16 protein-coding genes are annotated in these 23,340 nt (G+C 71.1%); 13 read left to right on the forward strand and 3 right to left on the reverse strand.

Going from position 1 to position 23,340, the window contains the following annotated elements; translation table 11 throughout:
• The first annotated feature begins 38 nt into the window (after positions 1 to 38).
• Genes ACT4N7_RS09545 through rfbB form a run of 3 tightly spaced genes read left to right on the forward strand, consistent with a single transcriptional unit; the run spans position 39 to position 9,159 of the window.
• Entirely contained in the window at positions 39 to 7,289 is a 7,251-nt protein-coding gene (locus ACT4N7_RS09545) for an amino acid adenylation domain-containing protein (protein WP_444828265.1), read from the forward strand.
• Positions 7,286 to 8,188, forward strand: a complete 903-nt coding sequence (locus ACT4N7_RS09550) for an ornithine carbamoyltransferase (RefSeq protein ID WP_444828266.1) — start codon at positions 7,286 to 7,288, stop codon at positions 8,186 to 8,188. Before ACT4N7_RS09545 ends, ACT4N7_RS09550 begins: the two co-directional genes overlap by 4 nt.
• A gap of 35 nt (positions 8,189 to 8,223) precedes the next feature.
• Entirely contained in the window at positions 8,224 to 9,159 is a 936-nt protein-coding gene (gene rfbB, locus ACT4N7_RS09555) for a dTDP-glucose 4,6-dehydratase (protein ID WP_444828267.1), read from the forward strand.
• 60 nt (positions 9,160 to 9,219) lie between these two features.
• On the opposite strand, the gene ACT4N7_RS09560 is transcribed toward rfbB, so the two are convergent.
• A complete protein-coding gene (locus ACT4N7_RS09560; RefSeq protein WP_444828268.1) occupies positions 9,220 to 9,900 on the reverse strand; it encodes a response regulator in 681 nt (226 codons plus the stop codon).
• On the reverse strand, positions 9,897 to 11,030 hold the full coding sequence (locus ACT4N7_RS09565) for a sensor histidine kinase (RefSeq protein ID WP_444828269.1): 1,134 nt from the start codon (positions 11,028 to 11,030) through the stop codon (positions 9,897 to 9,899). The genes ACT4N7_RS09560 and ACT4N7_RS09565 overlap by 4 nt, the downstream gene beginning before the upstream one ends.
• Before the next feature lie 178 nt (positions 11,031 to 11,208).
• On the opposite strand from ACT4N7_RS09565, the gene ACT4N7_RS09570 reads away from it, so the two are divergent.
• Positions 11,209 to 11,445, forward strand: a complete 237-nt coding sequence (locus ACT4N7_RS09570) for a hypothetical protein (protein WP_444828270.1) — start codon at positions 11,209 to 11,211, stop codon at positions 11,443 to 11,445.
• 27 nt (positions 11,446 to 11,472) lie between these two features.
• On the opposite strand, the gene ACT4N7_RS09575 is transcribed toward ACT4N7_RS09570, so the two are convergent.
• Positions 11,473 to 13,347: an AfsR/SARP family transcriptional regulator gene (locus tag ACT4N7_RS09575; RefSeq protein ID WP_444828271.1), complete on the reverse strand. Its 1,875-nt coding sequence runs from the start codon at positions 13,345 to 13,347 to the stop codon at positions 11,473 to 11,475.
• A 747-nt stretch (positions 13,348 to 14,094) separates the two neighbouring features.
• On the opposite strand from ACT4N7_RS09575, the gene ACT4N7_RS09580 reads away from it, so the two are divergent.
• From ACT4N7_RS09580 to ACT4N7_RS09620, 9 genes are all read left to right on the forward strand, one after another.
• On the forward strand, positions 14,095 to 14,664 hold the full coding sequence (locus ACT4N7_RS09580) for an LmbU family transcriptional regulator (protein ID WP_444828272.1): 570 nt from the start codon (positions 14,095 to 14,097) through the stop codon (positions 14,662 to 14,664).
• A 177-nt stretch (positions 14,665 to 14,841) separates the two neighbouring features.
• Positions 14,842 to 15,375, forward strand: coding sequence for a PH domain-containing protein (locus ACT4N7_RS09585; protein WP_444828273.1), 534 nt, complete (start codon positions 14,842 to 14,844; stop codon positions 15,373 to 15,375).
• Positions 15,372 to 17,042: a PH domain-containing protein gene (locus ACT4N7_RS09590; RefSeq protein ID WP_444828274.1), complete on the forward strand. Its 1,671-nt coding sequence runs from the start codon at positions 15,372 to 15,374 to the stop codon at positions 17,040 to 17,042. Before ACT4N7_RS09585 ends, ACT4N7_RS09590 begins: the two co-directional genes overlap by 4 nt.
• Positions 17,039 to 18,046: an aldo/keto reductase gene (locus ACT4N7_RS09595; RefSeq protein ID WP_444828275.1), complete on the forward strand. Its 1,008-nt coding sequence runs from the start codon at positions 17,039 to 17,041 to the stop codon at positions 18,044 to 18,046. Before ACT4N7_RS09590 ends, ACT4N7_RS09595 begins: the two co-directional genes overlap by 4 nt.
• Positions 18,047 to 18,083: 37 nt before the next feature.
• Positions 18,084 to 18,680, forward strand: coding sequence for a GNAT family N-acetyltransferase (locus tag ACT4N7_RS09600; protein ID WP_444828276.1), 597 nt, complete (start codon positions 18,084 to 18,086; stop codon positions 18,678 to 18,680).
• A gap of 9 nt (positions 18,681 to 18,689) precedes the next feature.
• Complete coding sequence (locus ACT4N7_RS09605) at positions 18,690 to 19,679, forward strand: NAD-dependent epimerase/dehydratase family protein (RefSeq protein ID WP_444828277.1); 990 nt, start codon at positions 18,690 to 18,692, stop codon at positions 19,677 to 19,679.
• 10 nt (positions 19,680 to 19,689) lie between these two features.
• Positions 19,690 to 20,967 carry an activator-dependent family glycosyltransferase gene (locus ACT4N7_RS09610; RefSeq protein ID WP_444828278.1) on the forward strand — a complete coding sequence of 426 codons (1,278 nt, stop codon included), beginning with the start codon at positions 19,690 to 19,692 and terminating at the stop codon, positions 20,965 to 20,967.
• Between the two features lie 14 nt (positions 20,968 to 20,981).
• Complete coding sequence (locus tag ACT4N7_RS09615) at positions 20,982 to 22,286, forward strand: activator-dependent family glycosyltransferase (protein ID WP_444828279.1); 1,305 nt, start codon at positions 20,982 to 20,984, stop codon at positions 22,284 to 22,286.
• Between the two features lie 5 nt (positions 22,287 to 22,291).
• A partial coding sequence (locus ACT4N7_RS09620; RefSeq protein ID WP_444828280.1) for a nucleotide disphospho-sugar-binding domain-containing protein occupies positions 22,292 to 23,340 on the forward strand: 1,049 nt, incomplete at its 3' end.

Consider the following 23,340-nt stretch of genomic DNA (forward strand, 5'->3'; position numbering starts at 1 on the left):
ATGAGCGAGCTTTATCACCAAGCCTGCGAGGGGATGGCATGAGCACTGACGCGATCAAGCCGGAGACCGGCGACGGCGCGCGGCTGTTGCGCGACCGCCTCCGCAGTCGTGCGGACCGCTCGGCGCCCCGGGAGTCCGGCATCGGGACGGTGCCGCGGGAGGGCTCGCTGCCGCTGTCGTTCGCCCAGCGCAGGCTGTGGGTGCTCGACCAGCTCCGCCCCGGCGGCACCGACTACCTGGTGCCGCTGGTGCTGCGGCTCTCGGGCGAGCTGTCCGGGATCGACCTGGTCGGGGCGCTGCACACGCTGGTGGCCCGGCACGAGATCCTGCGCACCCGCTACTCCGTCGACCGCACCGGCGAGCCCGTCCAGCTCATCGATCCGCCCGCCGCCGTGCCGCTGGCCTTCGACGACCTCACCGGGGCGGCCCAGGCCGAGATCGACGCGCTGCTCGACGCGGAGACCACCCGACCGCTGGACCTGGCCCGCGGCCCCGTGGTGCGCGCCCGGCTGATCCGGGTGGCGCCGCGGGAGCACCTGCTGACCGTCGTGCTGCACCACATCGCCGTCGACGGGTGGTCGCTCGGGCTGCTGGTGGGCGAGCTGGCCGACCTGTGCGCGGGGGCGGATCTGCCCGCGCCCGCGGTGCAGTACGCGGACTTCGCCGCGTGGCAGCGGACCGACCTCGTCGGCGACCGGCTGGCGCGCGGCCTGGGCCACTGGACCCGGGAACTGCGCGACCTGCTCCCGCTGGAGCTGCCGACCGACCGGCCGCGGCCCGCGGTGTGGGAACCGGCCGGGCAGACCGTGCCGTTCACCATCCCGGCCGAGGTCGCCCGCGGCGTCGCGGCCGTGGCCCGCGCGCACGAGGCCACCCCGTTCATGGTGTATCTCAGCGCGTTCTGGGCGCTGCTGCACCGCTACAGCGGCCAGACCGACTTCGGCACCGGCAGCCCGATCGCGGGCCGGACCCACGCCGACACCCACGAGCTGCTCGGCACGTTCATCAACCTGCTGGTGCTGCGCGCGGACCTCTCCGGCGACCCGACGTTCGCCGAGGTGGTCGACCGCGCCCGTGGCACGGCCATCGACGCCTACGCCCACCAGGACGTGCCGTTCGAGCGCGTGGTCGACGCGATGGCCGTCGACCGCGACCTGTCCAGCCACCCGCTGGTGAACGTCAACTTCACCCTGCAGAACAACGCGCCGGTCCGCTTCCAGGCCGGACCGGTGACCGGCGAGCTGGTCACCGTCGCGGCCTCGCAGGCCAAGTTCGACCTCGGCTGGACGCTCAGCGAGCAGTCCGATGGCTCGGTGTCCGGCGAGGTGACCTTCCCGCACGCGCTGCTGGACGCGGCGACCGCGCGGCGGATGGCCGAGCACTACCAGCGGCTGATCGCCGCGGCCGTCGCCGAACCGGGCAGGCGGGTGGCCGAGCTGCCGCTGCTGAGCGAGCCGGAACTCCAGCGCCTGGTGGCGCAGCCGGTCGTCGCGACGACCGCGGCGCCGAGCCTGCCCGACCGCTTCGCCGAGACGGCCCGGGCCCGCCCGGACGCGCCCGCGGTGACCTTCGACGGCGAGCACCTCGGCTACGGCGACCTCGACGCCCGCGCCAACCGCGTGGCGCACCGGCTGCGCGCGCTCGGCGTGCGCCGCGAGGATCTGGTCGGCCTCTGCCTTCCCCGCGGCTTCAACATGATCGTCGCGATCCTCGGGGTGCTGAAGGCGGGCGCGGCGTACCTGCCGCTCGACCCGGACCACCCGGCGGAGCGGCTCGCGTACCTGACCGGGGACGCTCAGGCGCGCGTCGTGCTGACCGAGGAAGCCTGGGCCCGGCAGGTGTCCGCCGACACGGTGATCCTGCTGGACGACCCCGACGAGATCGCCCGGCTCGCCGCGCTGCCCTCTGGCGCGCCCGAGGTCGACGTGCACCCGGACGACCTCGCGTACGTGATCTACACCTCGGGCTCGACCGGCCTGCCGAAGGGTGTGCAGGTCACCCACGCCAACGTGGTGCGGCTGCTCACCGCGACCGAGCGCGAGTACCGCTTCGGACCCGACGACGTGTGGGCGCTGTTCCACTCCTACGCCTTCGACGTCTCGGTGTGGGAGCTGTGGGGCACGTTCCTCTTCGGCGGCAGGCTGGTCGTCGTCCCGAACGACGTCACGCGGTCGCCGTGGGAGCTGGCGACGCTGCTCGCCGAAGAGGGCGTGACGGTCCTCAACCAGACGCCGTCGGCGTTCCAGAGCCTGGTCGAGCTGGCCGGCCGCGGCGACGGCGCGCTCGACGGGCTGCGGCTGCGGCTGGTGATCCTCGCGGGGGAGGCGATGGACGTCGGCTCCGTGCGCCCGTGGTGGGACCGGTTCGGCGACACCGCGCCGCAGGTGGTCAACATGTACGGGATCACCGAGACGACCGTGCACGTCACCTACCGGCCGGTGGGCATCGGCGACCTCGGCGGCGACCGGAGCCCGATCGGGCGGCCGATGCGCGACCTCACCCTGTACGTCCTGGACCAGCGGATGCGGCCGGTGCCGATCGGCGTGCCGGGCGAGGTCTACGTCGGCGGCCCCGGCGTCACCCGCGGCTACCTCGGCAGGCGCGCGCTCACCGCGCAGCGGTTCGTGCCCGACCCGTTCGGCCCGCCGGGCGCCCGGCTGTACCGCTCCGGGGACAAGGCCCGGCTGCTGGCCAACGGGGAGCTGGCGTTCCTCGGCCGCTTCGACGACCAGGTCAAGATCCGCGGCTACCGGATCGAGCTGGGCGAGGTCGCGTCGTGCCTGGCGACCCACCCCGACCTGGACGCGGCCGTGGTCACCGTGAACGGCGCCGCGTCCCGGGACAGCCAGCTCGTCGGCTACGTCGTGCCCAAGGACGGTGTCGCGGTCGCCGTGGCGGACCTGCGGGCGCACGTGGCGGCGCGGCTGCCCGCCTACATGGTCCCCGCGATCTTCATGGTGCTGCCGAAACTGCCGCTCACGGTGAACGGCAAGGTGGATCACCGCGCGCTGCCCAAGCCCGACGTGTCCGGGCTGGCCCAGGCCGACCGCGTCGCGCCGCGAACCCCCACCGAGAAGTCCATGGCGGCGGTCTGGGCGGAGGTGCTGGACGTGGACGACATCGGCGTCCACGACAACTTCTTCGAGCTGGGCGGCGACTCGATCCGCGCGGTGCGGCTGGTCGGCCTGCTGCGGGCCAACGGCATGCCCTACTCGGTCCAGGACCTGTTCCGGCACCAGAGCATCGCCGACCTGAGCCACACCGACGCCGACGCCGAGACCGACGCGCCGACCGGCACCCTCCCGTTCGCGCTGCTCGACGCGGCCGACCGGGCGAAGGTGCCCACCGGGGTGCTGGACGCCTATCCGATGGCCCGGGTCCAGGTCGGCATGGTGTACGAGCTGCTGGCGGACACCGACCGCAAGCCGTATCACAACGTCACCAGCTATCTGATCCGCGACGGGGCCGCGTTCGACGTGACGGCGCTGACCGCGGCGGCGGACGTGGTGGTGGCCAACCACGAGATCCTGCGGACCTCGTTCGACCTGGGCACGTACTCCGAGCCGCTGCAACTCGTGGCGCCGCGGGCCGCGATCGGGTTCGGCCACGAGGATCTGCGCGGGATGGCCCCGGCGGAGCAGGACGCGCACATGGCGGCGTTCCGGGCGCGCGAGCGGGAGCGGACCTTCGACCTCGCCATCCCGCCGCTCATCCGGGTGCACGCGCACGAGATCTCCGCGGACCGGTGGTTCCTGTCGGTCACCGAGTGCCACGCGATCCTCGACGGGTGGAGCCACAACTCGATCATCACCGAGCTGCTCGCGACCTACCGCACGATCCGCGACGACCAGCCGCTGCCCGAGGTCGGCGGGCACGCGGTGCGCTACGCCGACTTCATCGCGCACGAGCGGCGCAGCCTGACCCAGCCCGAGGACCGGGCGTTCTGGGCGGGGCGGCTGGGCAGCGCGGCCCGGCTGACCATCCCGGCCGCGTGGGCGGACCCGGACGGCCCCGGGATGTACTACATCGAGGTGCCCTTCGAGGGCATCGAGGACGACCTGCGCGCGCTGGCCAAGCTGGCGGGCGGGTCGCTCAAGAGCGTGCTGCACGCGGCGCACCTCGCGGTGTGGCGCGCGGTGTCGGGCGGGGAGCGGTTCTACGGGGGCCTGCTGTGCAACGGCCGCATCGAGGTCGAGGGCGGCGACGACGTGCGCGGGATGTTCCTCAACCCGGTGCCGTTCGTCGCCCCGGCCGAGGTCGGCACGTGGCGCGAGCTGGCCCGCGCGGTGTTCGACGAGGAGGTCGCGCTGTGGCCGCACCGCCGGTTCCCGCTGCCGCAGCTCCAGCATGAGTTCGGCAACGGCGGGCGGCTGCTGGAGGTGGCGTTCAACTACCTCGACTTCCACGTCCTCGACCGCGAGATGGTCGACACCGAGGGCAGCACCGACATCAGCCCGAACGAGTTCCCCGCGGCGGTCATCGGGCACCGCGACCGGCTGATCCTGGTCGCGAAGTCGCGGTGGGTCGGGCGCCCGCACGGCGAGCTGCTCGCCAAGATGTACCGCCGGGCCCTGACGCTGATGGCCGCGGACCCCGACGGCGACGCCTCGGTGTCCCTGCTGCCGCCCGAGGAGCGCACCCGGCTGCTCACCGAGGGCAACGACACGCAGGCGCCGTCAGCGGGCCAGGCCGTCCACGAGCTGGTCGCCCAGCGGGCCGCGGCGGCGCCCGACACGGTCGCGGTCGAAGGCGCCGGACTCCGGCTCACCTACGGCCAACTGCACCGCAGGGCAGGCGCGATCGCCCAACGGCTGCGTGCCGCCGGGGTGCTGCCGGGGCAGCTCGTCGCGGTGTGCCTGCCGAGGCGGCCCGAGCTGGTCGCGGCCATCCTCGGCGCGCTCGTCGCGGGCGCCGCCTACGTGCCGCTGGACCCGCGGCACCCCACCGAGCGGGTGACCGGTCTGCTGCACGACACCGGCGCCCGCGCGGTCATCACCGACGCCGAGGTCGCCGCCCGGCTCACCGACGGTTCGACAACCGTCATCGTCACCGACGACATCGAGGACGAGGGTGTCGGCGAGGTCGCGAGCCACCACCCGCACCCGGACGAGCTGGTCTACGTCGTGCACACCTCCGGGTCGAGCGGCAAGCCCAAGGGCGTGATGATCCGGCACGGCGCCATGGCCGACCGGATCGAGTCGCGGCAGCGCACGGTGCGGCTCTCCGAGCGGGATGTCGTGATCAGCGTCGTGCCCGCGACGACCGACGTGAGCCAGTTGTGCTTCTTCACCGCGCTGACCACGGGCGCGCGGCTGGTGCTCGCCGAGGACGACGCGGGCCGGGACCCTCAGTCGCTGGCCGACCTGCTGCGCGCGTGCGGCGCCAGCTTCATGCAGGCGTCGCCGACGACCTGGCGGATGCTGGCCGAGACCGGCTGGACGCCGCCCGCGCGCTTCCAGCTCCTGTCCGGCGGCGAGGGCATGGGCACCGACCTCGTGCGGCGGCTGTGCGCCACGGACGCCGAGGTCTGGGACTACTACGGCCCGAGCGAGGTGACGGTGTTCTGCTTCGGCACCCGGCTCTTCGGCGACGGCTCCCCGCCGCGCTTCGAGTCCGCCGCGAACACCATGACCTACCTGCTCGACGCCACCCTGGAGCCGGTGCCGTTCGGCGTACCGGGACAGATCTACGTCGGCGGCGACGGCCTCGCCCGCGGCTACCTCGGTCAGCCGGGCGTCACCGCGGGGGCCTTCCTGCCCGACCCGTTCGCCACGGCGCCGGGCGCGCGGATGTACGCCACCGGCGACGTCGGCAGGCGGGACCGGCACGGCCGGGTCGAAATCCTCGGCCGCCAGGACCAGCAGTTGAAGATCGGCGGGTTCCGGGTCGAGCTGGGCGAGATCGAGAACTCGCTGGTCACCCACCCTGGCGTGCGCGCGGCCGTCGTCCATCCGCAGCCCGGCGCGGCGGGCGAGCTGGTGCTCGCGGCGTACGTGATCGTGGCCGACGAGGGCATCGTCGAGATGCTGCGCGAGTTCCTCGGCCGCACGCTGCCGGAGTACATGGTGCCGACGCACGTCCTGCGGATGCAGTCGTTCCCCCGCTTGGCGAACGGCAAGGTCGACCGCTCGGCGCTGCCCGTGCCCGGGCCGGAGCGGCCCGAGATCGCGACGCCGTACCGGCGGCCGGAGGGCCCGGTCGAGGAGGCCATCGCGGCGGTGTGGAGCGAGGAGCTCGGCATCGACCGGGTGGGCCGCGACGACGACTTCTTCGCCCTCGGCGGGCACTCGCTGCTCACCCTGCGCATCCTCGCCAGGCTGCCGCGCGAGCACGACATCGACCTGAGCTTCCGCGACTTCCTGACCCACCGGACGGTGCGCGGTCTCGCGACGGTCGCCGCCACGGCGAAGGAGGCCAGGGAGCGCGAACCCAGCCTGCTGTGGCTCGGCGAGAGCGGCGCGGGTGCCGCGCTGTTCTGCGTGCATCCCGGCGGCGGCAGCGCGCACTGGTACCGCCACCTCGCCGACGTCTACGCGCCGGAGCGCCCGCTCGGCGCGTTCGAGTGGCCGGGACTGCACCAGGACGTCCCGGTCCCCGGCAGCCTCGCCGAGGTCGCGGCGACCTATGTTGCCGAGCTGCGGACCGCGCAGCCGGCCGGCCCGCACCACATCCTCGGCTGGTGCGGATCGAGCGGCATCGCCTGGGAGATGGCCCACAGCCTGCACGAGAGCGGTGCCGAGCCCCGGCTGATCCTGATCGACCCGATCGAGTACCCATCGGCGGGCGACAGCCCACTGGCGGAGAACGTGCAGGTGCTGCGGCGGGCGGAGGGCCTGCTGGCGGCCCTGCGCGAGAACACCGACGAGCGGCGGCGGCACGAGATCCGCGCCGAGCTGCTGGCCACGTTGGGCAAGGTGGTGGACGACGGCGACGCGGCACTGGAGGAGGAGGCCGTCGACCTGGAGCACGGGTGGGAGCGCCGGATCCGCGCCTGGCGGGCGATGGCGGAGCTGCGGCTGAACTACCACTTCCCGACCTACCCGGGCTCGGTAGACCTGATCGTGTGCGAGGAGCTGGCCGCGGGCGGGTACCTCTCGATCATCGGGCAGAGCTTCGACGGCTACATCGACCAGTGGCGGGGCCTGGTCGACGGCGAGGTGCGGGTGCACCTGATCCCGGGCGACCACCGCACAGCGCTGTTCCCGCCGCAGGTCTCGGTACTGGCCGCCATGCTGGCCCGCGTGATAGACGACTTCCCCGCACCCCGAGGAGGACTGAGCGCGCCATGACCCGTGACCTGATCTCGCTGCTCGACCTGGCCGACGCCGACATCGAGGCGATCGCGCGCCGCGGCGTCGAGATCGCCGCCGATCCCGCCGGGCAGAGCCAGTCCCTGCGCGGCCGCGTCATCGGGGTGTACTTCAGCAAGACGTCCACCCGGACCCGGACGGCCTTCTCGGTCGGGTCGCTGCGCCTCGGCGCCCAAGTCGTCACCTACGGCCCCGGCGACCTGCAGATCAACACGGGCGAGTCGCCCGAGGACACCGCCAGGGTGCTCGGCGGCATGCTCGACGGCCTGGTGGTGCGCACCGCCGGAGCGCAGGCGGAGCTGCGGACGTTCGCGGGCCACGGCGCGGCGGTGGTCAACGCGATGTCCGCCGAGGAGCACCCCACCCAGGCGCTCGCCGACCTCAGCACGCTGATGGCGCGGTTCGGCGGGGTCAAGGATCTGCGTGTGCTCTACGTCGGCGAGGGCAACAACACCGCGGCCGCGCTGACGCTCGCGCTGCCCCGGCTCGGCGGCGAACTGCACCTGCGCACACCGCTGGGCTACGGGCTGCCGCCGGAGGTGCTCGCGGCGGCCGGGCGCGGCGGCGGCCGCGTCGAGCAGCGGCACGACATGGCCGATCTGCCCGACAAGGTCGACGTGGTCTACACCACCCGGTGGCAGACGACGGGGACCAGCAAGGCCGATCCGCGGTGGCGGCTCGGCTTCGAGCCGTTCCGGGTGGACGAGGCGCTCATGGCGGGCTACCCCGACGCCCTTTTCCTGCACGACCTGCCCGCGCACCGGGGCGAGGAGGTGACCGCCGGGGTCCTCGACGGACCGGCGTCGGTCGCCTTCGAACAGGCACAGCACAAACTGCACAGCGCGATGGCCGTACTGGAATGGTGCTTCGCCGGTTAAGAGCGGCGCACCGACTTCGAGGGAATGGGTTCGATATGCGAATTCTCGTCACCGGGGGCGCGGGGTTCATCGGCTCGCACTTCGTCCGCACGACCGTCGACGCCGACGTCACCGTGCTCGACAGCCTGACCTACGCGGCCGACCTGGCCAACCTGGAGGGCGCCGACCACGAGTTCGTGCACGGCGACATCGGCGACGCGGCACTGCTGGACAAGCTGGTGCCGGGCCACGACCTGGTGGTGAACTTCGCCGCCGAGTCGCATGTGGACCGTTCGATCGCGGGGTCCGCGGAGTTCGTGCGCACCAACGTGCTCGGCACCCAGACCCTGCTGCAGGCCTGCCTCGACGCCGGGGTGCCCAAGGTCGTGCACGTCTCGACCGACGAGGTGTACGGCACCATCGACGCGGGCTCGTGGCAGGAGGACGCCCCGCTGCGACCGCGCTCGCCTTACGCGGCGGCCAAGGCGGGCGGGGACATGATCGCCATGGCCTACGCGATCACGCACGGCCTGCCGGTGTCGATCACCAGATGCGGCAACAACTTCGGCCCGCACCAGTACCCGGAGAAGGTGATCCCGCTCTTCATCACCAACCTGTTGCAGGGCACCAAGGTCCCGCTGTACGGCGACGGCGGCAATGTGCGGGACTGGATCCACGTCGACGACCACTGCCGGGGCATCCGCGTCGTCGCCGAGCACGGCCTGCCCGGCGAGGTGTACCACATCGCGGGCGTCGCGGAGTTGACCAACCTCGACCTCACGCAGCGGCTGCTCGACGCGCTCGACGCCGACTGGTCGATGGTCGAGCGGGTGGCCGACCGCAAGGGCCACGACCGGCGCTACTCCCTCGACGACAGCAGGCTGCGCGGCCTCGGCTACGCGCCGCGGACCTCGTTCGAGGACGGCCTGGCCGAGACCGTGCGGTGGTACACCGACAACCCGTCGTGGTGGAAGAGCAAGCGGACACTCTGATCTGTTCCGGCTGATCTGTTCCGGCTGATCTGTTCCGGCCGATCTGTTCCGGCCGATCCGCTAGTGGTCGGTGCTTCCCGCGTCGTGCACGAGCAGCGCGATCTGGACCCGGTTGTTGAGGTTCAGCTTGGTCAGGATCCGCGAGACGTGCGCCTTGATCGTGGGCACGCTCAGATAGAGCGTGTCCCCGATCTCGGCGTTCGACTGCCCGTCGCCGACCGCCGCGGCGACCTCGCGTTCGCGGTCGTTGAGCAGCGCGAGCCGCTTGCGGGCGTTGGCACACCGCAGGTCCTGGTCGGTGGCGGCCACGGCACGGGCGATCAGGCGCCGGGTCACCGCGGGCGAGATCACCGGGTCACCGGCCGCGACCTTGCGGATCGCGGCGACGATCTCGTCGGGCGGGGTGTCCTTGAGCAGGAAGCCCGCCGCCCCGGCACGCAGCGCGCGCAGCACGTGGTCGTCCGCGTCGAAGGTGGTCAGCACGATGACCTCCGGCGCGTTGTCCAGGCCCCGCAAGGCTTCCGTCGCGGCGAGCCCGTCCATCACGGGCATCCTGATGTCCATCAGCACCACGTCGGGCGAGTGCGCGCCGATGAGCGGGCCGACCTCGTTGCCGTCGCCCGCCTCGGCCACGACCCGGACGTCGGGCGCGCCACCGAGCATCAGCGTCAGACCGGCCCGCACGAGCGGATCGTCGTCCACGATCAGCACGTCGATCGTCCCGGGTTCGGCCAAGGTCATGCCGCCCAGGGTATCCGAGCCCACAGCCGCCACCCGCCCGCCTCGGTCGGCCCGTGTTCGATGCGCCCGGCCGCGAGCGCGACCCGCTCGGCCAGGCCGACCAGGCCGTATCCCGGCCGGGCCGCGGCGGGCCGGTGCACGGCGGCGGGCGCACTGTTGCACACCTCGACGTCCAGTCCGCCGCCGGGCGACCCGGCCAGGCGCACCGCCACCTCGGTGCCCGGGGCGTGCTTGCGGGCGTTGGTCAGCGCCTCCTGCACGATCCGGTAGCAGGCCCGGCCGAGCCCGTCGGGCACCGGTTCGGCCACCTGGTCGCGCAGCACGACCTTCATCCCGGCGTCGCCGGACTCCGTGACCAGCCTGCGGATGTCGGCGTAGGTGGGGTGCGGCAGCTCGTTCACCGGGGCGCGCAGCACGTGCAGCACGTCACGAAGGTCCTTCAACGCCTGGTGCGCGCTCTCCCTGATCACCTTGGCCGATCTGGCCACGTCCTCGGGTGGCATGTTCGCGCGGTACTCCAGCGCGCCCGCGTGCACGCTGAGCAGCGACAGCCGGTGGCCGAGCACGTCGTGCATCTCCCTGGCGACGGTCTCCCTGGCCCGCTGCTGGGCCTGCTCCGACCGCAGCCGCGCCTCGGTCTGCGCGTGCGCCACGAGCTGGCGCTGGTGGTGAACGAACAGGCCCCAGCCGACCACGGCGCACTGGACCACCACGCCGATCATCAGCAGCAGGACGCCCGGGAGTTCGCCGTCGGGCCGAACCGCGACGTAGACCAGCGCGGCGAGCAGGCTCAGCGAGAACACGACAGCCGTCGTGCGGGTGGGCCGGTTGGCGGCGACGGTGAACAGTGCCGCCAGCATCGCCCCGGCGATCAGCTCGGAGACCGACGACAGCACAATCAGCCCGACCGCGAGGTGGACCGGCCACCTCCTGCGCAGCCACAGCGCGGCGCAGCCCAGCACGCCCGCGATCTGGTCGCCGACGAAGATCCAGCTCGGTTCGTGCGGGACCGCGTCCTGAATGCTCGCGGAAGCCGTCAGCACGCCATAGGCCGCGGCACACAGGAACAGCACGACGTCCACGAGCCAGTCGCGTGGCTGTCGCCGGAACGCTGTCGCGGTGCCGTCCATTCCACCGAAGATAGTGACCGGACCGGCGCGGCGGCCAGCGGTTCGGTCCGCCGACGCCGATGGATACCGAACTCCATACTTTCGGACGCGCGGCCGGTCGGAACTGTCGGCCTTGGTCGCGGCGGAACATACCGGCGACCTGCTCGCCCGGTGCGCCGAAACCGCTATCGTTTCGGGCATGCGCAAAGCAATCCAGCTCTTTGGCCTGTTGCTGATCGTCTGCGGCATTTCCGGGACGATCGACCATCTCTGGATGCAGCCCATCCTCGGCCCGATCCTGAACTTCTTCAACCGCGTCGTGATCGCCAACGTCGGTTTCCTGCAGGGCTACGAGGTCTTCGCCAACCTGACCGTCTCGGTGCTCGGAATCGTCGTGATAGTCGCGGCGGACCGGATGAAATCGACGGCCGCCTGAGGTCAGAGCCGTGAAGTCAGAGCGCGGTCACCCCGCGTCGGGGACGACGGTCACCTGGCCGAACAACTGTTCCGGCGTCGACCCGAGTCGACGGGCGTAGGCGAAGATCAACGCGTTGAGCCGGAAGTGGTCGTGCACGGGTTCCTGGAGGAGGTTCGCATCGAGCAGCGCGTCGATCATGCGGCGGCAGCGTGCCAAGTCGACACCGGCCAGGCCCGCCGCCATCGCCAGGGTGAAGTCCGGCCCGCTGTGGCGGCCGATGGCGCGGAACATGCGCGCGGCGTCCTCGGACAGCGCGCGGTAGGACCACCCGAACACCGCGGAGACCGACGAATGCTCGTCGCCGGGCACTTCGAGCCGGTCGAGCAGCTCCTCCTCGCAGTTGCCGAGCAGCGCGAGGGCGCGCTCAGGACTCGGGGCCAGCGCCACCCGGGTGGCGGCGACGCGCACCGCCAGCGGCAGCCTGCCGCAGCACTCGACGAGCTTGGCCACGTCCGGCTGACCCCAGGTGGCGACCGACCGGCCCGCGACCCTGGTGAACAGCTCGACCGCGTCGTCCTCGTCCATGGCGTCCAGGACGAAGCGCCGGGCACCGTCGCGCACCGTCAGGCCCGCGAGCCGGTTGCGGCTGGTCACGATCACCAGGCACGAGCTGGCGCCGGGCAGCAGCGGCCGCACCTGGTGCACGGACTCCGCGTTGTCGAGCAGGATGAGCAGCCGCAGACCGGCCACCATGCTCCGGTACTGCGTGCACAGCTGTTCGGGGTCGTCGGGCAGCGGACCGGGGGTGCCGAGGGTGGCGAGCAGGTGGCGCAGCACCTCGGTCGCGGCCAGCGGCCCGTTCGCCCCGCGCAGATCGATGTGCAGCTGGCCGTCGGGGAACCGGTCGGCGAGCCGGTGCGCACAGTGCACGGCGACAGCGGTCTTGCCGACTCCCGGTGCGCCGCTGAGCAGGATGACCCCGCCCGCGTTGCCGTTTCCGACCGTCGAGGTCAGTTCGCGCAGCTCGCGGAGTTCGCCTGCCCGGCCGGTGAAATCGGGGACGTCGCGGGCCAACTGGGCGAGCACGATGCGCCCGGCGGCGGGCGGGTCCGGCCGGGGCGCGGGCTGCGCGGGCACGGTGGCCTGGCGAGCCCGGATTCGGAGCAGGTCCTCGTAGAGGGTCTGCAACTGCTCGCCCGGCTCGATGCCCTGCTCCTGCAGGAGGTGGGCGCGCACGTCGTGGTAGAGCCGCAGGGCCTCGGCGCGTCTGCCGAGCTGGGCGTAACACAGCATCAGCAGGTATCGCAGGCGTTCGCGCAGCGGGTGGGCGCTGACCAGGCCGGACAGCTCGCCCACCAGGTCGGTGAGCCTGCCCAGCTCGTAGGCCAGTTCCGCGCGGTCTTCGGTCGCGGTCAAGCGCAACTCGGTGAGCCGGGTGCGCTCGGCTTCCACGAACGGCCCGACCGCGCCGCCGTACGCGGTGCCGCGCCACAGGTTCAACGCGAACTCCAGCTCGCTCGACGCGGTGATCGCCGCGTTGGTGCCGCGGCACTGGCGGGCCCGCCGCAGGTGCGTCTCGAAGCAGTCCTTGTCGACGTCGCCCGCCGACAGCCGCAGCATGTAGCCGACACCGTCGGAGGCCAGCAGTTCACCCTGCGCGCGGAGCGGCCGAGTCGGCTCCAGCTTGCCGCGCAGGCGCGCCACGTAGGTGTAGACACTGTTGATCGCGGTGGCCGGGGCGTCCACGCCCCATACCGCGTCCACCAATTCCTCGCGGCTCACCACGCGGTTCGTATTGGTGGCCAGGACGGCGAAAACGGTGCGTAGCCGGGGGGGACCCAGATCGATGATCTGCCCGCCGCGGGATGCCTGCACCGGACCTAAAAGAGTTGCGCCGACAACAGTAGTATCCCCCTCCATAATAGCCTCCCCCTCGCACAGTGGACCCGGCCCACCCTACCGCGACGTCACGCTTTCCGTGGACGATTCACGTAAACACCTGGCCACACCCGCGCGACGGTCTGTTGGCCGTCGCGAACAAGGCGGACATAAGCGTCCGACCCCCCGAATTCGGCGGACATCGGCGCAGGTCAGCGCGGTGATGAAGGTTGTTCGACCGACACGGCGGCCTGCGAAACAATGGTTCGCCATTCAACTTGACAGCGCCTCCGGGTCCAGGTCCGAATGGGCGAGTCGGTGCCGCATTCGGTCGACACCGACCGGCGGGGCGACAACACCTCGGGCGCCTGGTGCGACCCGGCCGGGTCGAGGTCCGGTGGATTCCGTCGGTATCCGGCGCAATCCACCGACAGCGGTCGAACGAATACTCACTGCAGGCCGCCCCAGACTGCCTCGCGATTCTTGGAACGCGCCACGTTAGGGCTTCCCGGTTAGGGAGATCACTAGATATAATGGTGGCCGTCCGGCCACACCGAAGTGTCCCGCCAGCGGGACACTGGCGAAGTGGCGAATATCGCCCGCCACCTCGACGTTTGGCTTCTGTGTAGGTGTTGTCGAGAAACGTCTGACAGCCTCCTCGCCAGGAACTTCGACATGTCTGGACGAAGGACGGGTACCTAGCAGATGGCCGTTATCGAGAGTGGAACCAGGCCGGCACCAGCGCCGGCCGGGGTTCCCATGAGGAACACTTCGACCAGCCGATTAGCCATGGACGGCGCAGCGGTGACGAAGCGAACGGCATTGACTATCTCACAGGGAATGCCCATTCATGCCTGGCGAAACCTGGGGCGTCAGATCCATGTCATCTCCGATTCCTCGGCCTGGTGGCTCGGCGATTGGCTGCTCTACGGCCAGGCCGAATATCCGAAGCGCTACAAGCACGCCATCGCGGAGACGTCGCTCGATTATCAGACCTTGCGGAACTATGCCTGGGTCGCGCGCCAGTTCGCGCCCGGCAGGCGCCGCGGAAAGCTCAGCTTCCAGCACCACGCCGAAGTCGCCAGCCTCCCGGACGCCGAACAGGAGAAATGGCTGACCAAAGCCGAGGCAAACGGCTGGTCCCGAAACGAGCTGCGCCGACAGGTCCGCGCGGGCCGCGAACTCGGCGCGGGTGCCGAGGTGCCGGAAGCGGAAACCGTGCATTTCAAGATGAATCTCGTCTCCGGCCAGAAACAGACCTGGTTGGAGGCCGCTGAGCGGGCCGAACAGGACTTGCTCGGCTGGATTGTCTCGGTACTGGACCGAGCCGCAACACCCGCCCTCGACCCGGCGAAGTGAGCGAAAGTGGCAGCGTGACGGAGGTCCGTCGCGCTGCCACACTGCGTCGGCGCGGACGATAACTCCAGCTCAGGCACTCCGCCGTGGGCGCGCGTCGCGCATACTCTTGGCCGCCATTGACGTAAAGCCGATAAACCATCGTTTGGGTCACGGTGACGATTGATGCAACATGACGCTATGTCCAATACGTTTCCCGCGCTTGGCACGGCGGCGCCCGACGAGCAGCAACTCGTACTGCGCAAGCCGCGGCACCGGGTAGAACGACGCGCGATCCTGTGGTGGACCCTTCGAGTCGCGCTCTGGACGGTGGCGACCCTGGGCGGTCTCGGTTTCCTGTACGGCCAGTTCGAGTCGACCCGGCCCTGGCTCGGCCCGCTGTGGATCGCGCTGGCCGCGACCTTCGCTGTGAACCTGGTCGCCATGCCCGTGTGGCGTTACTACGTGCACCGCTGGGAAACCACGGGAGACGCGGTCTATTCGCTCAAGGGCTGGCTCGTCCATGAATGGCGGATCATCCCGATCTCCCGCGTGCAAAGCGTCGACGTGATCCGCGGACCCTTGCAGCAACTGCTCGGACTGGCCACCGTCCAGGTGATCACCGCCGCCAAGGAGGGCCAGATCAAAATCGACGGTCTCGACTACGCCGTCGCCGCCGAGACCGCGGCCATGCTGACCGACATAGCCAAACTGACCCCGGGCGATGCCACGTGAGCCAGACAGCGACCGCGGTGGACCCCGCGCTGGCGGCCGACGACGAGGTCCCGTGGCAGCGTCTGCACATCCGCGTGGTGTGGGTCGACGCGGTCAAGCTCCTGGTGTCGATGCTGCCCAGCGTGCTGGCCACGGTCGTGTTCGATCTCGACTTCAGCTCGGGCACCTTCGGGCTCTGGCCCGTGATCGTCGTCAGCGCGCTGGGTGCCTTCTCGTCGTTGAACGACCTGCTGCGCTGGTGGAAGACCCGATACCGGGTCACCGCGGACCGCGTCGAGATCCACGCCGGGAAGCTGGTCCGCAAGCACCGCTCGGTGCCGCGGGACCGCATTCGCACCGTGGACACGCACGCGCGGCTGCGGCACCGACTCTCCGGCCTGCGCGTGGTGTCGATCAGCTCGGGCGAGGCCCGGCAGTCGTTCAAGCTCGACGCGCTGGACAAGCGGGCCGCCGCGGAACTGCGCCGCGAACTCCTGGGCAACCAGGCCGCCGACGACGAGGCGGCGTCCCCGGCGCGCGACGAGGACGTCATCGCCCGGTTCCGCTGGTCCTGGATCTTCTACAACATCTTCAGCATCTGGGCGCTCCCGCTGGGCGCCCTGATGCTGTGGAGCGCGTACTGGGCCTTTCAGGTCCTCAACGTCGACCTGCTCGTCGCGCTGAACAGCCTGATCGGCTGGAACCGGCTCGGAGTGTGGTGGTCGATCGGCGTCGGGGTCGGCGGGACCTTCCTCGTCGGCTTCCTCGCCATGGCCTTGGGCTTCGTCTCCGGGAACTGGAAGTTCCACCTCGTGCACACCACGACGGACGGCGGCTCCGCGCTGCTGAGCAGGCAGGGCCTGCTCAAGACCCGGGAGGTCTACCGCGAGGACAAGCGGCTGCGCGGCATCCACATCAGCCAGCCGCTGTTCTGGCGGTGGATAGGGCTCACCGAGACCGAGGTCATCTCGACGGGACTGTCGAGCTGGTCGGGCGGCGAGATGGCGAGCACGATCCTGCCCCGCGCGCCGATCGGCGAGGCGCGCCGGGTGGCCCGGCTCGTCCTGCCGGACGGCGCCCGACCGCTCGAAGCCCCGCTGCGCCGCCATCCCCGCACCGCGCTGTACCGGCGGCTGGTGTGGGCGCTGACCGTGCCCGCGATCCTCACCGCCGCGCTGGCCGTGCTCGGGTCGACCGGCGCGCTGCCCGCCTGGGTGTGGCTGATCGCGGCGGCGATGCCGGTCGTGACCGTGCCGCTGGCCGTGGTCGCCTACCGGTCGCTCGGGCACACGCTGGACGGGGAGTACCTCGTGCTGCGGTGCGGCCTGTCGAGGCAGACCACGGCCGCGCTGCAGCGGCAGGCGATCATCGGTTGGAAACTGCGCAGGTCACCGGTGCAGCGGCTGTTCCGATTGATGACCGTGGGGGTGTCGACAGCGGCGGGCACCCGCTATTACCAGGCGCCGGATATCGCCGTCAAGAATGCGATCTCGTTCACCCGGGAATCGACGCCCGACCTGGTCGCACAGTTCCTCGAATGTCCCACCCGAAATCCACCACCTGACCGCGAGCAGGTGAAACTGCCGCATAAGGTTCCGCATCGCGGCACCGCTGCCGACTCGCCCACCGATTCGCCGGGCGAGCCTAGATCACCTGCGCGGGAGATTTGGGAGACGAGAAAACAATGAGGAAGACACACCTCGCCAACGGCCTCGTGGTGAGCGCGATCGGCCTCGGCTGCAGCTCGATGTCACACGGATACGGCCCCCGCGACCGGGACAACGACGAGTCGATCCGGGTCATTCAACGCGCGCTCGACCTCGGTGTCGATCTCTTCGACACCGCCGACGCGTACGGCCCGTTCACCAACGAACTGCTCCTGGGCCAAGCCCTGGGAAACCGCACGCACAACGCGAAGATCGCCACCAAGTGCGGCCTGGTCACCGCGCCGGACGGCACGTTCCGCCGCGACGGCAGGCCGGAGCACCTGCGGGCGGCCTGCGACGGCTCGCTGCGCAGGCTGCGGGTCGACGCGATCGATCTGTACCAACTGCACCGCGTCGACCCCAAGGTCCCGCTGAGCGAGACGTGGGGCGCGCTGGGCGAGCTGGTCGCCGAGGGCAAAGTCCGCGCGCTCGGGATCTCGCACGCGACCGTCGACGAACTCGACGAGGTGCACGCGATCTGGCCGATCACCGCCGTGCAGTACGAACTGTCGGTCTGGGCCACGGGCAACCGCGGCGACGTCCTGCCGTGGTGTCGCCGCAACGGCGTGGGATTCCTCGCCTTCGCGCCGGTCGGCCGCGGCTACCTGTCCGGCAAACTCGGCCCGTCCACCCTGATCGACGGCGATTCCCGCAACCGCGACCCCCGGTTCGGCGCCGAGGCGATGCACACCAACCAGACCATCGTGGAGCGCCTGCGCTCGGTCGGCGCGCGCCACGGCGCGACGGCGGCCCAGGTGGCGATCGCGTGGACGTTCGCCCAGGGCCCCGAGGTCGTGCCGATCCCGGGGACGCGGCGGCTGCAGTGGCTCACCGAGAACGTGGCCGCCGCCGACCTGCGGCTCACCGCGGCCGACCTGCGCGACATCGACGAACTGCCCGCCGCCATGGGGGAGATGAGCTGGGACAACACCCGGGACCGCGACACCGGCAGACGGACCGAACCGGCCCAGACCAGCCGCACCTGACGGCCAGGGCATCGCACGAGACGATTGGACAACCCCTTTGCTCTTCCCCCACACGACCTCGCGCCGCACCGTGCTGCGCCCCGCGGTCAAGGGCGATCACCCGAGCTTCCTCGGCACCCTGCTGCGCACCGGGATCGAGAGCGTCCGCCCGGGGGCCGCGGCGAACCCGGATCTGGCCAGGCGCAGCAACGCCGCCTTCATCGTCACCCAGCGCGGCAACGGGGATGTACTGGGCTTCAGCACGCTGTTCGGGCTCGATCCGGCCGGGCACATCAAGTCCGGTGTCTACCTGGACCCGCAGAAGGCGCGGCTCGGGATCGGCAGTGAGGTCATCTACCTGTCGATCAACTACGCGTTCGCGTCGTTCAACATCGACCAGGTGATCACCCAGACCACCGAGGCCAGCTTCGACACGTTCGGTCTGTCCACAAGCGACAACGAGGGTCCTGGCGGCATGGGCATCCTGCGGGATCACCTCTACTTCCGCGGCCGGAACTGGGATCTGCACACGTTCCAGATCAAGCGCCAGGAATGGGAGGGCCAGGTGAACAACACGGAGATCCAGCGCCTGCTGTCGGCGCCGCACGACTGGCGCTCGGCTCCCGACGAAGTCCTGCTTTCCCAGTGCGACTAAGGAGAATCAGTGGCAGGCCCGCAATCGCCTCGACAGGTCACGGTGCTCGGCTCGTCGGGACTCCTCGGCACAGCCGTGGCTCGGCAGTTGGCGAGCCAGCGGATTCGGCTCCGGCTGGTCGGGCGTAGGCCGACGGCCGTCCCGCCGTCGGCGCTGGCGGACGTCGAGGTCCGCACCGTCGACCTGACGACGCCGGGTGCGGTCGCCGACGCGGTCGCGGGGTCCGCCGCGGTGGTGCACCTGATCTCGCACAACGCGGGGCCCGGCACGTGGCGAGTGTCCACAAGCGACACCATGGCCGAGCGGGTCAACCTCGGCCTGGTGCGCGACGTCGTCGACGCCATCCGGGCACAGCGGCCGGAGCGCCCCCCGGTGGTCCTGTTCGCGGGCTCGATCTCGCAGTCGGCGGCACACGCGGGCAATGACACCGACGCCGAGGAAGCGCTGACCGTCTACGACCGGCACAAGCTCGGCGCGGAGCGGGTGCTGACCGAGGCCACCGCGGAAGGTCTGGTGCGGGCCAGTTCGCTGCGGCTGGCGACGCTGTACAGCCGGGGCACCGACGACCCGGAACTCGACCGCGGCGTGGTCGCCGCGATGACGCGCCGGGCGTTCGCCGACCAGGAGCTGACGATGTGGGGCGACGGCTCCGCCAAGCGCGACCTGCTCTGTGTGGACGACGCGGCCCGCGCGTTCGCCGCCGCACTGGACCACGTCGACGTCGTCGCGGGCAGGCACTGGGCGGTCGGGAGCGGCCTGCAGACCAGCGTCCGCGACCTGTTCACGATGATCGCGAAGGTGGTCGCGACGCAGACCGGGCGGGCGCCGGTCCCGGTCACCTCGACCGTGCCCGCCGACTACGCGGTGCCGACCGACCTGCTCGACTTCGGGGTCGACCCCGCGCAATTCCAGCAGGCCACCGACTGGTGCGCGCGGGTGCCGCTGCTCGACGGCCTGGAGAACCTCGCGGCCGTCGTCGCGCGCGGCGCCACGGCGTGAGGAGGGGTTCATGCGCGTCCTGCTGGTGGTCAGCCCGCTGAAGTCCAACTTCCAGTACCTGGTGCCGCTGGCGTGGGCGCTGCGCACGGCCGGGCACGACGTCCGGGTGGCCGGTCAGCCGTGGTTCGCCGACGTGATCACCCAGGCCGGGCTGACCGCGGTGCCGGTCGGCCGCGACAGCGACCCGTGGCGGATCACCGAGTACCGGCCGGACAAGCTCGCGGCGATGCGGTTCGGCATCATGGCGCCCTACGACGCGTTCGACGATCCGGCGAAGGCGACCTGGGAGTACCTGCGGCCCGGTATGGCCGAGGCCGTGCGCGGGTGGCACCGGGTGGGCAATGTCCCGGTGATCACGGGTCTGGTGGAGTTCGCCCGGCACTGGCGTCCCGCGCTGGTCATCTGGGACCCGCTGTCGTTCGCGGGCGCGATCGCCGCGAAAGCCTGCGGTGCCGCGCACGTCCGCCTGCTCGACGGCATCGACGTCTTCGGTGGCGTCCGCCAACTCTTCCTTCGCCTCAAAGCCGAGCAACCGCTTGCGCGGCAAGCAGATCCGCTCGCCGACTGGCTCGGTGGCTACGCCCGCAAGTACGGCGGCGAGTACACCGAGGACATGGCCACCGGTCACGCGACCGTCGACCAGTTCCCGCTCAGCCTGCAAACCGAGGCACCCGATCTCGACTATCTCCGCATGCGGTACATCCCCTACGGCGGCTCGGCCACGGTCCCGGCCTGGCTCCAGAAACCGCCGACAAAGCCGCGTGTGGCCCTCACCATGGGCCTCGCCGCCACCGAGATATACCGCGGTTACACCATCAACACCCAGGACATCCTCACCGCGCTCGCCGATCTCGACATCGAACTCGTCGCGACCATCGCCGAATCCGAGCAGAAGAAACTCACCCACGTTCCGAACAACGCCAGAATCGTGTCCTACGCGCCCTGGCACGCGCTGGCGCCCACCTGCGCCGCGGTCATCCACCACGCGGGCGCCGCCACCCTGGCCACCACCGCCCGCCACCCCGTCCCCCACCTCGCCCTGCATCACCACAACGATCAGCCGATCCTCGGCCGCAAACTGGCCGACCACGGCGCGGGACTCGAACTGCACACCACCGAGGCCACCGGACCCCTGGTCCGCGAAAGCCTGCTGCGCCTGCTCACCGAGCCCCTTTTCACCCAGCGCGCCGCCGACCTCGCGGCCGAAATCCACGCCCTCCCCACCCCCAACCAGCTCGTCCCCGATCTCGAACAACTCGCCGAAAAGCACCACACCCCCCTCTACTGAACACAGGAACCACCATGCGCATCCTGTTCGCCGTCTATCCCGAGCGCACGCATTTCCTGTCGATGGCGCCAATGGCGTGGGCACTGCGCACCGCGGGCCACGAAGTCCGCGTCGCCAGCCAACCCGATTTCGCCGCCACCATCACCCAGGCCGGGCTCACCGCGGTGCCCGTGGGCGGTCGCAGCGAAGTCCGGCAGCTCATCACCCGGGTCCCGAACTGGATCGACGACGCCGCGACCGGCGGCATGCCCAGGCTCTACGACGCGGCCGACCGGCGCCCCGAGGACATCACGTGGGCGTACCTGCGGGACGGCTACCAGGCGCAGGTCGAGCGCTGGCACAAGGTGACCAACTTCCCGATCACCGCCGACCTGGTCCGCTTCGCCCAGCACTGGCGGCCGGACCTGGTCATCTGGGAGCCGCTGACCTACGCGGGCGCGATCGCCGCCACCGCCTGCGGCGCGGCCCACGCCCGGCTGGTGTTCGGCGTCGACATGTACGGCGTCACCCGCGATCACTTCCTGCGCCTCAAGGCAGAACAGCCCGCCGAGGCTCACGACGACGCGATGGCCGCGTGGCTGGGCGGCTACGCCCGCAAGCACGGCGCGGACTTCACCGAGGACATGATCACCGGCCAGTTCAGCATCGATCTGGTGCCCCCGTCGCTGCAGAAGCGCGCCGACCGGCGGTACGTCCCGATGCGGTACGTGCCCTACGGCGGTCCGGCGGTCATCCCGAAGTGGCTCCAGGTCCCGCCCGAGCGGCCACGGGTGGCCCTCACCCTGGGACTGTCCTCAAGCGACTACGACCGGCAGTACGCGGCCAGTGTCCAGGACATCCTCGACTCCGTGGCCGACCTCGACATCGAGCTGGTCGCCACCATCTCAGCGGCCGAGCAGGCCAAGCTCGCCCGCGTCCCCGACAACGCGCGGCTCGTCCCGTTCGTGCCGCTGCACGCGCTCGCGCAGACCTGCACCGTGGTGATCCACCACGGCGGCTTCGGCACCCTCGCGACGACAGCGCTGCACGCGGTGCCCCAGTTGATCCTGCCGTGGGACAACGACGGTCCGGCGCTGGCCAGGGGGGTCGCCGAGGTGGGCGCGGGGCTGACCATGCACCCCGCGCGGGCGACCGGCCAGGCCATTCGCGAGAACGTGGTCCGGCTCATCGACGACCGGGCGTTCACCGCGGGCGCGGCCCTGCTGCGCGACGAACTGCTGGCGATGCCGACCCCGAACGAGGTCGCGGCCGACATCGAACGGCTGGTCGCCGAGTCTGGACACCGCTCGTCCCAGCCAACCCTCCTCAGCCGGAGCTGACCGCCATGCGCGTCCTGTTCGCCACCAACCCCCTGAGCACCACGTTCCGGTACACGGTGCCGTTGGCGTGGGCGCTGCGCACCGCAGGCCACGAGGTCCGCGTCGCCAGCCAGCCCGCGTTCGCCGACGAGATCACCCAGGCAGGCCTCACCGCCGTGCCGGTCGGCCACGACGCCGCGCGGATGTGGGCGAGATCGGCCGTGTCGGACGATCTGGACGTCCAGCGCGCGGGCATTCCCGCGCCGTACGACGCTTTCGACGATCCGGCGAAGGCCACCTGGGAGTATCTGCGGCCCGGCCTGGCCGAGGCCGTGACCGGGCAGGTCCGGGCGGCCAACTTCCCGCTGATCGCGGGTCTGGTGGAGTTCGCCCGGCACTGGCGCCCCGCCCTGGTCATCTGGGACCCGCTGTCGATGGCGGGCCCGATCGCGGCGAAAGCCTGCGGCGCGGCCCACGCCCGGCTGCTCTTCGGCATCGATGTGTACGGCGGCGTCCGCCAACTCTTCCTCAGGCTCAAGGCCGAGCAACCGCTTGCGCGGCAAGCAGATCCGCTGGCCGACTGGCTCGGCAGCTACGCCCGCAAGTACGGCGGCGAGTACACCGAGGACATGGCCACCGGCCACGCCACCATCGACCAGTTCCCGCTCAGCCTGCAAACCGAGGCACCCGGCCTCGACTACCTCCGCATGCAGTACATCGCCTACGGCGGAGCGGCCACCGTCCCCGCCTGGCTCCAGAAACCGCCGACAAAGCCGCGCGTCGCCCTCACCATGGGCCTCTCCGCGACCGAGATCTACAGCGGCTACACCATCAACGCGCAAGAAATCTTCGATTCGCTGGCGGATCTGGACATCGAACTCGTCGCCACGATCGCCGAATCCGAACAGAAAAAGCTCACCCGAATCCCGGACAACACCAGAGTCGTGTCCTACGCGCCGTGGCACGCCCTGGCACCCACCTGCGCCGCGGTCATCCACCACGCGGGCGCCGCCACCCTCGCCACCACCGCCCGCCACCCCATCCCCCACCTCGCCCTGCACTACCACTTCGACCA

This window comes from Actinokineospora sp., assembly GCF_052390155.1.
Classification (GTDB): domain Bacteria; phylum Actinomycetota; class Actinomycetes; order Mycobacteriales; family Pseudonocardiaceae; genus Actinokineospora.

Coding starts and splice junctions, on each gene's coding strand:
- ACT4N7_RS09545 (WP_444828265.1), top strand. CDS start 39: ATGAGCACTGACGCGATCAAGCCGGAGACCGGCGACGGCGCGCGGCTG.
- ACT4N7_RS09570 (WP_444828270.1), top strand. CDS start 11,209: ATGCGCAAAGCAATCCAGCTCTTTGGCCTGTTGCTGATCGTCTGCGGC.
- ACT4N7_RS09615 (WP_444828279.1), top strand. CDS start 20,982: ATGCGCATCCTGTTCGCCGTCTATCCCGAGCGCACGCATTTCCTGTCG.
- rfbB (WP_444828267.1), top strand. CDS start 8,224: ATGCGAATTCTCGTCACCGGGGGCGCGGGGTTCATCGGCTCGCACTTC.
- ACT4N7_RS09580 (WP_444828272.1), top strand. CDS start 14,095: ATGGACGGCGCAGCGGTGACGAAGCGAACGGCATTGACTATCTCACAG.
- ACT4N7_RS09560 (WP_444828268.1), bottom strand. CDS start 9,900: ATGACCTTGGCCGAACCCGGGACGATCGACGTGCTGATCGTGGACGAC.
- ACT4N7_RS09595 (WP_444828275.1), top strand. CDS start 17,039: ATGAGGAAGACACACCTCGCCAACGGCCTCGTGGTGAGCGCGATCGGC.
- ACT4N7_RS09610 (WP_444828278.1), top strand. CDS start 19,690: ATGCGCGTCCTGCTGGTGGTCAGCCCGCTGAAGTCCAACTTCCAGTAC.
- ACT4N7_RS09585 (WP_444828273.1), top strand. CDS start 14,842: ATGTCCAATACGTTTCCCGCGCTTGGCACGGCGGCGCCCGACGAGCAG.
- ACT4N7_RS09575 (WP_444828271.1), bottom strand. CDS start 13,347: ATGGAGGGGGATACTACTGTTGTCGGCGCAACTCTTTTAGGTCCGGTG.
- ACT4N7_RS09565 (WP_444828269.1), bottom strand. CDS start 11,030: ATGGACGGCACCGCGACAGCGTTCCGGCGACAGCCACGCGACTGGCTC.
- ACT4N7_RS09550 (WP_444828266.1), top strand. CDS start 7,286: ATGACCCGTGACCTGATCTCGCTGCTCGACCTGGCCGACGCCGACATC.